The 13,732-nt window shown below is 69.9% G+C and carries 10 protein-coding genes and 1 pseudogene; 7 read left to right on the plus strand and 4 right to left on the minus strand.

Features of this window, described 5'->3' with window-relative positions:
• Nucleotides 1-53 precede the first annotated feature (53 nt).
• Entirely contained in the window at nucleotides 54-3,272 is a 3,219-nt protein-coding gene (locus tag FHX68_RS09800; RefSeq protein WP_141381225.1) for an efflux RND transporter permease subunit, read from the plus strand.
• 18 nt (nucleotides 3,273-3,290) lie between these two features.
• Here the strand turns inward: FHX68_RS09800 and FHX68_RS09805 are convergent, their stop codons facing one another.
• Nucleotides 3,291-3,935 (minus strand): putative antibiotic biosynthesis monooxygenase, encoded by a 645-nt coding sequence (locus FHX68_RS09805; RefSeq protein ID WP_141381226.1) that lies wholly within the window; start codon nucleotides 3,933-3,935, stop codon nucleotides 3,291-3,293.
• Nucleotides 3,936-4,285: 350 nt separating this feature from the next.
• Between FHX68_RS09805 and FHX68_RS09810 the strand changes: the two genes are divergently transcribed.
• Nucleotides 4,286-6,184 (plus strand): DEAD/DEAH box helicase, encoded by a 1,899-nt coding sequence (locus FHX68_RS09810; protein WP_141381227.1) that lies wholly within the window; start codon nucleotides 4,286-4,288, stop codon nucleotides 6,182-6,184.
• Nucleotides 6,185-6,229: 45 nt separating this feature from the next.
• Here the strand turns inward: FHX68_RS09810 and FHX68_RS09815 are convergent, their stop codons facing one another.
• On the minus strand, nucleotides 6,230-7,465 hold the full coding sequence (locus FHX68_RS09815) for an Rv2578c family radical SAM protein (RefSeq protein WP_211345080.1): 1,236 nt from the start codon (nucleotides 7,463-7,465) through the stop codon (nucleotides 6,230-6,232).
• Nucleotides 7,466-7,540: 75 nt separating this feature from the next.
• On the opposite strand from FHX68_RS09815, the gene FHX68_RS09820 reads away from it, so the two are divergent.
• Together FHX68_RS09820 and FHX68_RS09825 are read left to right on the plus strand one after the other, a co-directional pair.
• Nucleotides 7,541-8,569, plus strand: coding sequence for a M15 family metallopeptidase (locus FHX68_RS09820; protein WP_229661612.1), 1,029 nt, complete (start codon nucleotides 7,541-7,543; stop codon nucleotides 8,567-8,569).
• Between the two features lie 208 nt (nucleotides 8,570-8,777).
• Entirely contained in the window at nucleotides 8,778-9,941 is a 1,164-nt protein-coding gene (locus tag FHX68_RS09825; RefSeq protein WP_141381229.1) for an acyl-CoA dehydrogenase family protein, read from the plus strand.
• A gap of 30 nt (nucleotides 9,942-9,971) precedes the next feature.
• Here FHX68_RS09825 and FHX68_RS09830 read toward each other — a convergent pair whose 3' ends face one another.
• Nucleotides 9,972-10,229: a hypothetical protein gene (locus FHX68_RS09830; protein ID WP_196324869.1), complete on the minus strand. Its 258-nt coding sequence runs from the start codon at nucleotides 10,227-10,229 to the stop codon at nucleotides 9,972-9,974.
• Between the two features lie 447 nt (nucleotides 10,230-10,676).
• Here FHX68_RS09830 and FHX68_RS09835 point away from each other — a divergent pair.
• Both FHX68_RS09835 and FHX68_RS09840 read left to right on the plus strand, forming a co-directional pair.
• Nucleotides 10,677-11,438, plus strand: a pseudogene (locus tag FHX68_RS09835) (IS256 family transposase); the annotation flags it as partial.
• A gap of 252 nt (nucleotides 11,439-11,690) precedes the next feature.
• Nucleotides 11,691-12,683 carry an IS481 family transposase gene (locus FHX68_RS09840; RefSeq protein WP_141920186.1) on the plus strand — a complete coding sequence of 331 codons (993 nt, stop codon included), beginning with the start codon at nucleotides 11,691-11,693 and terminating at the stop codon, nucleotides 12,681-12,683.
• A 108-nt stretch (nucleotides 12,684-12,791) separates the two neighbouring features.
• Here FHX68_RS09840 and FHX68_RS09850 read toward each other — a convergent pair whose 3' ends face one another.
• Nucleotides 12,792-13,349, minus strand: a complete 558-nt coding sequence (locus FHX68_RS09850; RefSeq protein ID WP_141381487.1) for an AAA family ATPase — start codon at nucleotides 13,347-13,349, stop codon at nucleotides 12,792-12,794.
• A gap of 61 nt (nucleotides 13,350-13,410) precedes the next feature.
• Here FHX68_RS09850 and FHX68_RS09855 point away from each other — a divergent pair, with 61 nt between their 5' ends.
• Nucleotides 13,411-13,695 carry a metal-sensitive transcriptional regulator gene (locus tag FHX68_RS09855; protein WP_141381488.1) on the plus strand — a complete coding sequence of 95 codons (285 nt, stop codon included), beginning with the start codon at nucleotides 13,411-13,413 and terminating at the stop codon, nucleotides 13,693-13,695.
• Nucleotides 13,696-13,732: the final 37 nt, after the last annotated feature.

Consider the following 13,732-nt stretch of genomic DNA (forward strand, 5'->3'; position numbering starts at 1 on the left):
TCCGATACATCTCTGTATCGAACCTCGCGCCCGCCACCCCGCAAAGGCTATCCGTGTCGCATCTCGCCGTCTTGAGTCTGAAGAACCGGGCGCTCATCGCCCTCGTCACGATCGTCGCGGCGATCTTCGGCGGGCTGGCCCTCACGAACCTCAAGCAGGAGCTCATCCCGTCGATCGAGTTCCCGCAGCTGTCGATCCTCTCCACCTACCCGGGCGCCTCGCCCGAGGTCGTGAACAACGACGTGTCGACGCCCGTCGAGACCGCGATCCAGGGCATCCCCGGGCTCGAATCGACCACGGCGACGAGCACCACCAACGCGTCGATCATCCAGGCATCGTTCACCTACGGCACCGACCTCGCGGCCGCCGAGCAGAAGATCCAGCAGGCGATCAACCGCATCAAGTCGACCCTTCCCGACGGCGTCGAGCCGAACGTCGTCTCGTTCTCGATCGACGATCTGCCGGTCATCGCGCTCGCCGTCACCGGCTACAGCGACGAGAAGACGATCCAGGCCCAGCTCGAGGCGAGCGCGATCCCCGACCTCGAAGACGTGAAGGGTGTCAGCGCCGCGTCGATCGTCGGCGGGCAGGGGCAGCGCGTGACGATCACGCCCGACCAGGCGAAGCTCGCCGCCGCCGGCTTCACGCAGACCGCGATCACCGACGCGCTCGACCAGAACGGCGTGCTCTTCCCCAGCGGATCGGTCACCGAGGGCGACCAGACCCTCACCGTACAGACCGGCGCCAAGATCACGAGCGTCGAGGAGATCGCGGCCCTGCCGCTCGTGCCCACCTCGGCGGCGCAGATCGCCGGCGGCGCCCGCACGATCGGGGATGTCTCCGCCGTCGCGCTCGCGCAGGACCCGGTCACCTCGATCTCCCGCGTGAACGGCGAGCCTGCGCTCACGATCTCGATCACGAAGCTGCCCGCCGCCAACACCGTCGACGTCAGCCGCGCGGTGACCGCGCTGCTGCCGCAGCTGCAGGACGCGATCGGCGACGACGCGCAGTTCACCGTCGTGTTCGATCAGGCGCCGTACATCGAGCAGTCGATCGAGGCGCTCGCGCAGGAGGGCCTGCTCGGCCTCGTCTTCGCGGTGCTCGTGATCTTCGTGTTCCTGCTGTCGGTGCGCTCGACCCTCGTCGCGGCGATCTCGATCCCGACGAGCGTGCTGATCACCTTCGTCGGCATCCAGGCGTTCGGCTACTCGCTGAACATCCTCACCCTCGGCGCGCTCACGATCGCGATCGGACGCGTCGTGGATGACTCGATCGTCGTCATCGAGAACATCAAACGCCACTACGTCGGCGACGCCGACAAGGGGGCGGCGATCCGGCTCGCGGTGCGCGAGGTGGCAGCCGCCATCACGGCATCCACCATCACGACCGTCGCGGTGTTCCTGCCGATCGCGTTCATCGGCGACATGACCGGCGAGCTCTTCCGCCCGTTCGCCCTCACCGTCGCGATCGCGATGACCGCGTCGCTGTTCGTCGCGCTCACGATCGTGCCGGTGCTCGCGTACTGGTTCTTGAAGCCCGGCGCTTCGGTGCGCGACGCCGACGGCAACGAGATCGACCCCGAAGACCCCGCCGCGCCGCCCTCGCGCCTGCAGCGCGGCTACCTGCCGGTGCTCGGCTGGACGCTGAACCACTCGTGGGTTACCCTGCTGATCGCCGTCGTCGTGCTGGGCGGCACGGTCGCCCTGGCCCCGCTCATGAAGACGAACTTCCTCGGCGACAGCGGCCAGAACACGTTCACCGTGACGCAGGAACTCGCCCCCGCCGCCTCGCTCGACGCCGAGGACGCCGCGGCGCAGAAGGTCGAGGCGGTGCTCACCGGCATCGACGGCGTCGAGACCGTGCAGACCTCGATCGGGTCGAGCGGCTCGGCGATCCGCGACGCCTTCTCGGGCGGCGGCGCCGGCATCACCTACTCGATCACCACCGACGCGAGCGCCGACCAGGTCGCCGTGCGCGAGAACGTGCAGGACGCGCTCGCCGATCTCGACGACGTCGGCACCGTGACGGTCGCCTCGGGACAGGGCGGATTCGCCTCGAGCGACATCGAGGTCGATGTGACCGCCCCCTCCGCCGACGCGCTGCAGACCGCCACGGATGCCGTGGTCGCGGGCCTCACCGGACGCGACGGCGTCGGCCAGGTCACCTCGAACCTGTCGGCCTCGCTGCCGTACGTGGCCGTGTCGGTCGACCGCACCAAGGCAGCCTCGCTCGGGTTGTCGGAGGTCGCCGTCGGCGCGCTCGTGTCGAACACGATGCAGCCGCGCCAGGTCGGCACGGTCGAGATCGACGGCACCACGCTGACGGTCTACCTGCAGGCCGCGTCGGTGCCGAAGACGATCGACGAGCTGAAGGCGCTGCCGATCGCGTCGGGCGCGGGCCTCATCCGCCTCGACGAGGTCGCCACCGTGCAGCAGAGCGAGGGCCCCACCTCGATCACGACGCAGCGCGGGCAGCGCACCGCGACCGTCACCGTGACCCCGTCGACCGACGACCTGAACGCTGCGTCGGCGACGGTGCGGACCGCGATCCAGGACGTCGACCTGCCCACCGGCGCTGACGCGAAGATCGGCGGCGTGCTCACGCAGCAGCAGGATGCCTTCGGTCAGCTCGGCCTCGCGATGCTCGCCGCGATCCTCATCGTCTACATCGTCATGGTCGCCGCGTTCAAGTCGCTCCGTCAGCCGCTGCTGCTGCTCGTCTCGGTGCCGTTCGCGGCGACCGGTGCGATCCTGCTGCAGATCGCGACGGGCGTGCCGCTGGGCGTGGCATCCCTCATCGGCGTGCTCATGCTGATCGGCATCGTCGTGACGAACGCGATCGTGCTCGTCGACCTCGTGAACCAGTACCGCACCAAGGGGCTCTCGGCGCACGACGCGACCATCGCCGGCTCGTCGCGACGCCTGCGGCCGATCCTCATGACCGCGCTCGCGACGATCTTCGCCCTGACCCCGATGGCGCTCGGCATCACCGGGCACGGCGGGTTCATCTCGCAGCCGCTCGCGATCGTCGTGATCGGCGGACTGGTGTCGTCGACCGTGCTGACCCTGCTCGTGCTGCCGACGCTCTACAACCTCGTCGAGGGCGCGCACGAGCGCCGCCTCAACCGCCGGATCGCGGGGGATGCTGGGGCGTCGGGTTGGGGTGCTGGTACTGAGGCGGGTGCGGGCGGCGAGGCGGGTGCGGGTTCGGCCTCGCCCGATGCAGCCGAGCATCCGCGTCGCGCGCGCCGCGGCCGGGACTCGCGCGGCTGACGTCGAACCCGGGACGGATCAGCCGCGCTCGCGGCGCGGGCGGGTGAGCCAGGGCCGCAGCATCCGCGTGACCCACGGCAGCACCCAGAACACCATGATCGGCGTGAAGATCAGCGTGCTGACGCCGACGCGCAGCGCCAGCGGCCAGTCGGCGAACGTCGGCACCATGAGCAGCAGCCAGCTGCCGACGAGGTTCACCGGGAAGAAGCCCAGCCAGATCGTGACGGCCTGCTTCCACGCCGGGGGAGCCGCGGGGATCGGCAGGGCGACCGGGCCGGTCTCGACGGGGGCGAGGATGTCCGCCGCCGCGAACGCCTCCACGGACGACGCGAGCGGCGCGTCGAACCAGCCCTCGATGCCGGTGCGTCGCTCGATGCGCACCTCGCGGGCGAACACCCGGCCCGAATCGAGCCACCAGCTGCGCTGATCCGATCGCTCCCACGCCTCGAGCGTCTCGAGGTCGCGGAACCGGTAGAGCATGTACCAGAGGTCGCTCTGCTCGCCGGTGCGCACCCAGCCCGAGCCGAGGTAGCCGTCGAAGCGCGCCGCGAGGTCGGTGCCCGCCTGCATCCAACTCGTCGCCTCGACCGACCGCGCGGGGTCGATCCGGCGTTCGATCGCCACCGTGATGGGGTGGGTGGGGGTGGCCTCGGCCTCTAGCATGTGACCATTGTGCACGGTCATTGTTGCACGCAGGTTTCAGGATGCCTCGCATTGGGCGCACCAGCTGGGCAATTCGGAGAATCGAGCGGAAGTGGTCGTGCAGGGACGGTTCCCAGGCGCGCCGGGTAGACTGGCCGTGTCGGCTCTGGACACCGCGCAAGCGCGGGTGGGTGCCACACCCTTGTGAGTTCAGCGGGGCCGATGGTGAGCGTCGATCGACGCTTATGAACCATCACGTGAATGGCCCCCGGCCGACGAGTGTCCGGGTAACTCCTCGTCGCGATCACCGCGACCGCGCCAGTGTGCGCCCGCGGAGTGCTGTTCTCACATGAGAAACCCAGAAGGACACCATGCCCAAGAACAAGAAGCCCGCCGGCGGCAGCCGCGCGCAGAGTTTCGAGCCGCGCTACGGCGCGAAGAAGACGTCATACCAGGACGCCAAGCGCCGCCCCGGCCAGTCATCCGCCGGCAAGCCCGGAAGCAAGAGCCCCAGCCATCGCGGCTACCGCCCCGAGGCGGAGGAAGCGGCCCCGAAGAAGCAGCGCTGGTCCGCGCAGGAGCGCGCCGGCCGCAACGAGGCCCGTGGCATCCGCTCGCAGGCGCAGGGCGACCGCCCCCGCCGCGACGACCGCTCGGACCGCCCCGCCCGCTCGGACCGCCCCGCCCGCTCGTACGACGACCGTCCGGTGCGCTCGTACGACGACCGCCCGGTTCGTAACGTCGGAGAATCGGGCCGTCGGGGCTCGGATCGGGCCCGTTTCGACGGCGGAGACCGGAATGTCCGACGTTACGAACGCGACGACCGCCGGCCGCAGGGCGAGCGGCGCAGCTACGGTGACGCCCGTCCGTCGTTCCGCGACGACCGCCCCCGTTATGAACGCGACGATCGCCCGCGCCGCGACGACCGGCAGCGCGATGACCGCGCGCGCGGAGGCCGGGACGACCGGCCGACCTACGGCGGCAACCGCTCGGACTGGAAGCAGGACGAGAAGGATGCCGCGAAGCGGCAGGCCTTCGAGCGGCACGCCGACACGGTGCACGAGAAGCTGCAGGCCGAGGCGATCCAGGCCGAGGAGGTCGCGGGGGTGACCTTCGCCGGGCTGGGGCTCGGCGACAACATCGTCCGCGCGCTCGAGGACCTCGGCGCTGCCTCGCCGTTCCCGATTCAGGCGGCGACGATCACGCCGATCCTCGAGGGCAAGGACGTGCTCGCCCGCGGCCGCACCGGCTCGGGCAAGACGATCGCCTTCGGCGCTCCGCTCGTCGAGTCGGTGCTGCGCAGCCAGGCCGGCAAGCGCCGCGAGTTCGGCCGCAGCCCCCAGGCGCTCATCCTCGCGCCGACCCGTGAACTGGCGCTGCAGATCGATCGCACGGTCCAGCCGATCGCCCGCAGCGTCGGCCTGTTCACGACGCAGATCTACGGCGGCGTGCCGCAGGCGCGCCAGGTCGGCGCGCTGAAGAAGGGCGTCGACATCATCATCGGCACCCCCGGCCGCATCGAAGACCTGCAGGAGCAGGGCAAGCTCGACCTCTCCGAGATCCGCATCGTCGTGCTCGACGAGGCCGACCACATGTCGGAGCTCGGATTCCTCGAGCCGATGCAGCGGATCCTCCGCCTCGTCGAGCCGGATGCCCAGAAGCTGCTCTTCTCCGCGACGCTCGACCGTGAGGTCGCGGCGCTCGTCGACGAGTTCCTCGTCGACCCGGCGGTGTACGAGGTCGCCGGCGAGGACCAGGATTCGGGCACGATCGAGCACCGCGTGCTCGTGATCGACCACCGCGACAAGGCGGAGATCCTCACGAACCTCGTCGACCGCGACGGCAAGACCCTCGTGTTCGCGCGTACCCGCGCCTACGCCGAGATGCTCGCCGAGCAGTTCGACGACGCCGGCATCCACGCGGTCGCCCTGCACGGCGACCTGAACCAGGCCAAGCGCACCCGCAACCTCGAGCGCCTCACCTCGGGCCGCGTCAACGTGCTCGTCGCGACGGATGTCGCGGCGCGCGGCATCCACGTCGACGACATCGACCTCGTCATCCAGGCGGATGCCCCGGACGAGTACAAGACGTACCTGCACCGGTCGGGGCGCACCGGCCGCGCGGGCCGCAGCGGCACCGTCGTGACCCTCATCACGCGGCAGCGCCGGCGGAAGATGACCGAGATGCTCGATCGCGCCGAGATCGACGCGCCGTTCGACGATGTGCGCCCCGGCGACGACTTGCTCGAGGCGCTGCGCAGCGCCGAGTGAAGCGTCGGTCGGGCGCGAGAGCCCGGCCGGTCGGCGGCGGCTGACTCAGAACAGACGCGCAGCCTGATCGGGGGCGGAGGCGAAAGCCACCGCCCCCTTTCTCGTGCCCCGCGCGGTCGCGCTCGTGCCCCACGCGGTGCCGCCAGAGCCGCCGAAGCCGCGCGTCCCACCCGCGTGCGCCCCACCCGCGTGCGTCCCACCCGCGTGCGCCCCACCCGCGTGCGTCCCACCCGCGTGCCCGCCGTCCGCCGCGAGGCTCGCCGCCCCGCGGGACGTCGTCCGCACCGGACCCGGACGCGACGCCCGCGTCTCGACCTCCTCCTCCGCACCACCGGTGAGCCGATGCCGGCGCAGCAGCGGACGCACGCGCGCCGCGAGCCGCGCGCGGTAGCCGGCCGGGGCGTATGCGGATGCGCCCGGATACAGGCCGCGGTACGCGGGCACGAGCTCAGGATGCTCGCGTTCGAGCCACTCCCAGAACCACTCCCGCGCCCCGGGCCGCAGGTGCAGGGCGCCGAACACCACGCGCCGGGCGCCGGCGGCCGCGATCCGCGCGAGCGCGTCGTCGAGCACCGGCACCGAGTCGGTCAGGTGCGGCACGATCGGCATGAGGAAGACCGTGACCGCGAACCCCGCCTCGGCCGCGGCGCGCACCGTGTCGAGCCGCGCCTGGAACGTCGGGGCGCCCGACTCGAGGGTCTGGCGCAGCCGCTCGTCGGGCATCGCGATCGACATGGCGATCGAGACGGGCACGGATGCCGAGGCATCCGCGAGCAGCGGCAGGTCGCGTCGCAGCAGGGTGCCCTTGGTGAGGATCGAGAACGGCGTGCCGCTCGTCGCGAGTGCGTCGATGATCTCGGGCATGAGGCGGTACCGGCCCTCGGCGCGCTGGTACGGATCGGTGTTGGTGCCGAGGGCGACCGACTCGCGCTGCCAGCCGGGCGCCGCGAGCTCACGGCGGAGCACCTCGGCGACGTTCACCTTGACGACGATCTGCTCGTCGAAATCGCGACCCGCATCGAGGTCGAGGTAGGTGTGCGTGTTGCGCGCGAAGCAGTACGAGCACGCGTGGCTGCAGCCGCGGTAGGGGTTCACGGTCCAGTCGAACGGCATGGCGGAGGCGCCGGGGACGTGGTTCAGGGCGGAGCGCGCCGCGACCTCGTGGAAGGTCATGCCCGCGAATTCGGGGGTCGTCACGCTGCGCACGAGGCCGTCGAGCGTCTCGAGCCCGGGCAGCGCCGACTCGTCCCGCTCTCCGATCGTTTGTCCACTCCAGCGCATGTCGGTAGTAGAACATAGATTCGATGCCATGGCAAGCAGAGCAGACGATCAGCGAAGTCACGGCAGAATGGGCGGGTGCCGCAGCCCGAGCAGCCCACGACCCGCCGCGCGCGACGCGATGCGGGTCGTCGTGGCCGCCGCCGCACGCTGCAGCTCGGCGCCGCCGCCGCGCTGCTCGTCGTCGGGATCGTCGTCGCGATCGCCGTCGCCACGGGAGGCGTCGGAGGCGCGGGCGGCAACGGCGGCAGCGCTGGCGGTGCGGATGCCTCCGGTTCGGGAGCCACGGGCGGCGCCCCCGCCGACGCCGTCGCGCTGCCCGCCGGGTCGGGCGCGGGTGCGGGCGCGGCCACCGGACTTCCCGCGCCGGCGCAGACATCGGTCGCCGCCGCGACCTGCGCCGATCCTGCGGTCGCCGCCGCGCTCGCGGGGGGATCCGACGCCGACGTGCTCGCCGCGTTCGGGGGCGCCGCCGCGTTCCGCGCGGCCGTCGCCGGCGGCGCGGCGCCGTGCGTCGACCTCTCCGACTCGCGGCGGGTGTGGGTGATCGTCGACAAGCAGCGCCCGCTCGCGCCGATCGACTTCGAGCCGGCGGAGGTCACCGCGCCCGCGAACATGCCGCGGACCGTCGACGGACGGCTGCAGCCCGCGGCATCCGATGCGCTCAGTGCGCTCGTCGCCGCCGCATCGGCGGAGGGGGCGGGCTCGATCGGGCTGAACAGCGCCTACCGGTCGTACGCCTCGCAGACCCGCACCTACAACGGCTACGTCGACTCGATGGGGCGCGAGGAGGCCGACCTGCAGAGCGCCCGGCCCGGGTTCAGCGAGCACCAGACCGGCCTCGCCACCGACGTCGCGGCGTGCGACGGCGGATGCGCGGCGATCGAGTCGTTCGGTGGCACGCCGCAGGGCGCCTGGGTGGCCGCGAACGCATGGCGGTTCGGGTTCGTCGTGCGCTACGAAGACGGGTACACGCCGATCACCGGGTACGAGTGGGAGCCGTGGCACCTGCGCTACATCGGTCCGGGGCTCGCCCAGGTCTATCACGACGGCGGATTCCACACCCTCGAGGACTTCTTCGGCCTCCCGGCGGCCCCGACGTACTGAGGCGCGCCCACGTCCCGACTCCGCGCCACGCACGCGACGCCCTCGCGCCGACACCCTCGCGCCGACCGGCACCGAGGCATCCACCCCGCGCTGCCTGCACGCGGTGCAACCCAGTACCATGGATGCTGAGATGGCATGCCACCGGCATCCCGCACCTCGACCGACTTCGATACTCGATCGACACTCAACGAAGAGAGGCAGGCGCACCATGGAGCGCAATATCTACGACGAAGACCACGAGGCGTTCCGCGACGTCGTCAAGGAGTTCGTCAAGCGCTACGCCACGGAGGAGAAGCGCAAGCAGTGGGAGGCGGACGGCGAGATCGACCGCGCCACGATGCTCGCCGCGGGCGAGGCCGGCATCATCGGGCTCTCCGTGCCGGAGGAGTTCGGCGGCGCGGGCATGCTGCAGGACTACCGCTTCCGCGCGATCGTGCTCGAAGAGGTCATCAAGGCCGGCCAGGGCTCGCTCGCGGGCGCCCTCGGCATCCAGGACGACCTCGCCGTGCCGTACATCGTGCACATGGGCACGCAGGAGCAGAAGGAGAAGTGGCTGCCAGGCATGGCGACCGGCGAGATCCTCGGCGCCCTCGCGATGACCGAGCCCGGTGCCGGGTCCGACCTCCGCGGCATCAAGACGACCGCCAAGAAGGTCGACGGCGGCTACCTCGTCAACGGCGCGAAGACGTTCATCTCGTCGGGCAAGACCGCCGACATCGTCGTCACCTTCGTCAAGACCGGTGAGGGCAACCGGCCCGATGCCTTCAGCCTGCTGATCCTCGAAGACGGCATGGAGGGCTTCGAGCACGGCAAGAAGCTCGAGAAGATGGGCTTCCACGGGTGGGACACCGCCGAGCTCAGCTTCACCGACGTGTTCGTGCCCGAGGCGAACCTCATCGGCGGCAAGGAGGGCCTCGGCTTCATCCAGCTCATGATGAACCTGCCGCTCGAGCGCCTGTCGATCGGCGTCGCGGCGGCTGCCGCCGGTGAGGCCGCGTTCGACTGGACCCGCGACTACGTGATCAGCCGTGAGGCGTTCGGCGAGCGCGTCGCCGACTTCCAGAACACCCGCTTCCGCCTCGCCGACATGGCGACGACGGTCGACGTGATGTGGGCCTACATCGACCGCGCGATGGAGCTCTACAAGGACCAGAAGCTCACCGCCGAAGAGGCCGCGAAAGTCAAGTTCTGGGCCACCGACCGCGAGGCGGAGCTGCTCGACGTCGGCGTGCAGCTGCACGGCGGCTACGGCTACATCACCGAGTATCCGATCGCGCGCGCCTACCTGGATGCCCGTGTGCACCGCATCTACGGCGGCACCAACGAGATCATGCGCGACCTCGTCGCGCGCCAGATCGTCGGCAAGCGCTGACGCGGGCGCCGCACAGCCGCCCGCCCCGCCTCACCGAAGCGCGAGGCTCACGCACAGCAGGGTGAGTGCGAGACCCTGGATGACCGCGCGCAGCACGATCACCGAATCCCAGCGCTCCTGCAGCGCGCGGGCATCCCGCGGCACGTCGCCGGCGTAGGCGGCGGCGCTGAGCCTTTTGTTGATCGGCGCCGAGATGCGCGCGAAGATGCCCAGCCACGCGAGCAGCAGCACCAGCGCGAGCGTCGCCGCCACGCCGCTCGCCCAGGCGTGCTGGAGGAAGGCCAGCACCGCGGCGACCGCCGATCCGGCGACGCCGACGATCGCGGCGACGGGCAGTCGGCGGTCACCGTAGGCGTGGCCGCGGCCGACGACCTGCTGGCCGATCGGGCAGTTCCAGGGAGGCCTGTATCCCGCAGGGATGCCTTACGGGGATACTGCGCTCTGGACAGGTAGCGGCGTATCGAGTTTGGTCCCGGGGATTTTCGTCGGAGACCACACCGTGTCGGGATCAACGGTGCGCCCGATCCGGGGAGCCGTCAGCTCGTCTGTAGGGATGTCGATGTGTTATTCAGGTAGTCGAAGTGGAACTGTCTGCGGAAACGTGATTGATCAGGAGTAGTGCCCCTTAACGTGGTGTAGCGCGCGGTGGCTGCCGGCCCCGTCTTGGACGTGGGCGCGGTCACCGTGTGATCCTTCGAGGAAACTCTCACATCCCACTCGAAAGGCATCATCACGATGACCGCACCTCATATTGTCGACCCTGCTGGCCTGCTTGGCGAAGCCCTCGCGGACGCGTCTCCGGATCTGATGCGCAGCCTGCTGCAGACGATGATCAACGCGCTCCTGTCCGCCGATGCTGACGCTGTGGTCGGCGCCGAGTGGGGCAAGCCCTCACCGGACCGTGCCGCGCAGCGCAACGGCTACCGCCACCGCGACCTCGACACCCGCGTCGGCACGATCGACGTCGCGATCCCGAAGCTCCGGCAGGGCACCTACTTCCCGGAATGGCTCCTCGAGCGCCGCAAGCGCGCCGAGACTGCGCTGATCACGGTCGTCGCGGACTGCTACCTCGCCGGTGTCTCGACGCGGCGGATGGACAAGCTGGTGAAGACTCTCGGGATCCACTCGCTGTCGAAGTCGCAGGTCTCCCGGATGGCCGCGGACCTCGACGAACACGTCGACCAGTTCCGCCACCGGCCCCTCGGCGATGCGGGCCCGTTCACGTTCGTCGCCGCCGATGCGCTGACCATGAAAGTCCGTGAAGGCGGCCGCGTGATCAACGCCGTGGTACTGGTCGCCACAGGGGTGAACGCCGACGGGCGCCGGGAAGTGCTCGGCCTGCGGGTCGCGACGTCGGAGACCGGTGCTGCCTGGAACTCGTTCTTCGCCGACCTCGTCGCTCGCGGTCTGGGCGGGGTGCGCCTCGTCACCTCCGACGCTCACGCCGGTCTCGTGGAGGCGATCGCGGCGAACCTGCCCGGCGCGGTCTGGCAACGCTCACTCGTCAAGATGGGTAGTGGCGGGATCGTCCCGCTGGTTCATCCTCACCGTCGGGAGAGGACCTTGGCAGCGTGACCTTCGAGGTCCAGCGGCAGACCTGTCCCTCCCGGCGGTGGCGGATTCCGACTGGCTAGTTGTGATGTCCAGGGACGTTGTTGCGTGAATCGCTCGTGATTTCTGAGGGGTGAAGGCCTCCGGTTGCGAGAGTGGAGCTGTTTAGAAACCGCTCACGCAACACAGGAGGCCTTCATGTCCCACGCTAACGCTGCTCTGACCCCGCGCGCTCGTTTGCGGCTGGCCAAGCTCATTGTCGAAGAGCATTGGTCCGCCACTGTCGCGGCGAAGATGTTCATGACCTCGCCGCCTACGGCGCGGAAGTGGGCCGTCAGGTTCCGCGTCGAGGGGGCAGCAGGGATGCTCGACAGATCCAGCCGGCCGCGATCGATGCCGACCAAGACCCCTCCCGAGCTGGTCAAACGGATCGTGAAGGCACGGTGGCGACGCCGGCTCGGCCCGGCGCAGATCGCCGCGGAGCTCGGCCTCCCGACCTCGACTGTTCATGCGGTACTGGTGCGCGCGCGGATCAACAGACTCAGTCATATCGATCGGGTTACCGGCGAACCCATCCGCCGATACGAGCATCCCCATCCCGGATCGATGATTCACGTCGACGTGACCAAATTCGGCAGCATCCCCGATGGTGGTGGCTGGCGGTTCGTCGGCAAGCAGCAAGGAGACAAACACAAGGCGACGACGGCTCTCCGCACGGGAAGAACCAGCAAAGGTCACCCGAACATCGGCACCGCATTCGTCCATACCGTTATCGATGACTACTCCCGCGTTGCCTACGCCGAGATCTGCGCCGACGAGAAAGCCGTCACGGCGATCGGTGTCCTTGAACGCGCTGCCGCCTGGTTCGCAGATCGCGGCGTCACAGTCGAGCGCGTCTTATCCGACAACGGGTCGGCCTATCGCTCCTACGCATGGCGAGATGCCTGCACCCTGCTCGGCGTCCGACACAAGCGCACCCGCCCCTATCGTCCACAGACCAATGGCAAGATCGAGCGGTTCCACCGCACCCTCGCCGACGGCTGGGCCTACGCACGCTTCTACGGATCAGAATCCGAACGCCGAGCCGCGCTACCCGCCTGGCTACACACCTACAATCATCACAGGCACCACTCCGCAGTCGGAGCCGCACCCATCAGCAGACTCAACAACCTGCCTGGACATCACACCTAGACCGATCATTCCGGCGGCGACGCCCAGCCCGTGCCGGCGTAACACCGCACCGATCTGCCGGTACCGGCCGCGACGACCCTCACCCATCACATCCCCCGTTCTTCCCGGTCAGCGGGTCCGGTCGAGGATGAACTGGACACGCTCGTCCGGTGGCAGTGCGGGGACGGTGACCACGGGGAACGGCAGCTCCCGATACACCTGCCCGATCAGCTCGTGGAGGCGCTGCTGCGCAGCCGCGTCCTCGGTGCGCGCGTAATCGGGAGCCAACGGCAGCAGGTCCAGCAGGAACACGGTCGCGTACCGCGCCTGGGCGACCGCGTCCCGCAGCGCGGGGTCGGGGTCGATGCCGAGGAACCGGTAGTAGGCCAGCGAGTCCGGCAGGGCCCGGTCCAGGAACACCGTCTGCGCCGGGTCCAGGTCACGCTCCTGCTGGATCTGCATCGCCACGACCGCGCGCTGGAACTGCGCCTGCCGGTCCCGGATCTGCCGGATGCTGCGCCCGCTGATCCGTTGCAGGTCGATGTAGTGGCGGGCATGCTCGATCGTCGTCGCATACCCCCGGGCGTGCAACAGGTTCACCGTCGTGGTCTTCCCCGAGCTCGGACCCCCGGTCAGCACATGCCAGCCGGACCCGTGAGCGGGGTGAGGGTGCCGAACGCCGGTCATGCCCCCACCCTACACCCCATACCCCTAGTGGGTATGCTAGATTGGGGTGAGGAGGTACGAGATGGCACACGGGTATGTGGACAACAAGCCGACGCTGCTGGCGCGGCTGAGCCGCGCGGAGGGGCAGGTCCGCGGGATCGCGCGGATGATCGACGAGGACGTCTACTGCATCGACGTGCTGACCCAGGTGTCGGCGGCGACGAAGGCGCTGGAGTCCGTCGCGCTGGCGCTGCTGGAAGACCACCTCGCGCATTGCGTCGCGCAGGCGACCGCGGAAGGCGGCCCGGTTGCGGAGGAGAAGCTCCGTGAGGCCAACGCCGCCATCGCCCGCCTCGTGCGCTCCTAAGACACCCTCTACTCACATTCACACAAGGCTCTTGAAG

Origin of the sequence: Microbacterium lacticum (assembly GCF_006716815.1) — a bacterium.
Lineage (GTDB): Bacteria > Actinomycetota > Actinomycetes > Actinomycetales > Microbacteriaceae > Microbacterium > Microbacterium lacticum.

Excerpts from the sequence above, each read along its gene's own strand:
- FHX68_RS09805 (WP_141381226.1), bottom strand. The coding sequence starts at position 3,935 with ATGCTAGAGGCCGAGGCCACCCCCACCCACCCCATCACGGTGGCGATC.
- FHX68_RS09810 (WP_141381227.1), top strand. The coding sequence starts at position 4,286 with ATGCCCAAGAACAAGAAGCCCGCCGGCGGCAGCCGCGCGCAGAGTTTC.
- FHX68_RS09815 (WP_211345080.1), bottom strand. The coding sequence starts at position 7,465 with ATGCGCTGGAGTGGACAAACGATCGGAGAGCGGGACGAGTCGGCGCTG.
- FHX68_RS09825 (WP_141381229.1), top strand. The coding sequence starts at position 8,778 with ATGGAGCGCAATATCTACGACGAAGACCACGAGGCGTTCCGCGACGTC.
- FHX68_RS09840 (WP_141920186.1), top strand. The coding sequence starts at position 11,691 with ATGTCCCACGCTAACGCTGCTCTGACCCCGCGCGCTCGTTTGCGGCTG.
- FHX68_RS09850 (WP_141381487.1), bottom strand. The coding sequence starts at position 13,349 with ATGACCGGCGTTCGGCACCCTCACCCCGCTCACGGGTCCGGCTGGCAT.
- FHX68_RS09855 (WP_141381488.1), top strand. The coding sequence starts at position 13,411 with ATGGCACACGGGTATGTGGACAACAAGCCGACGCTGCTGGCGCGGCTG.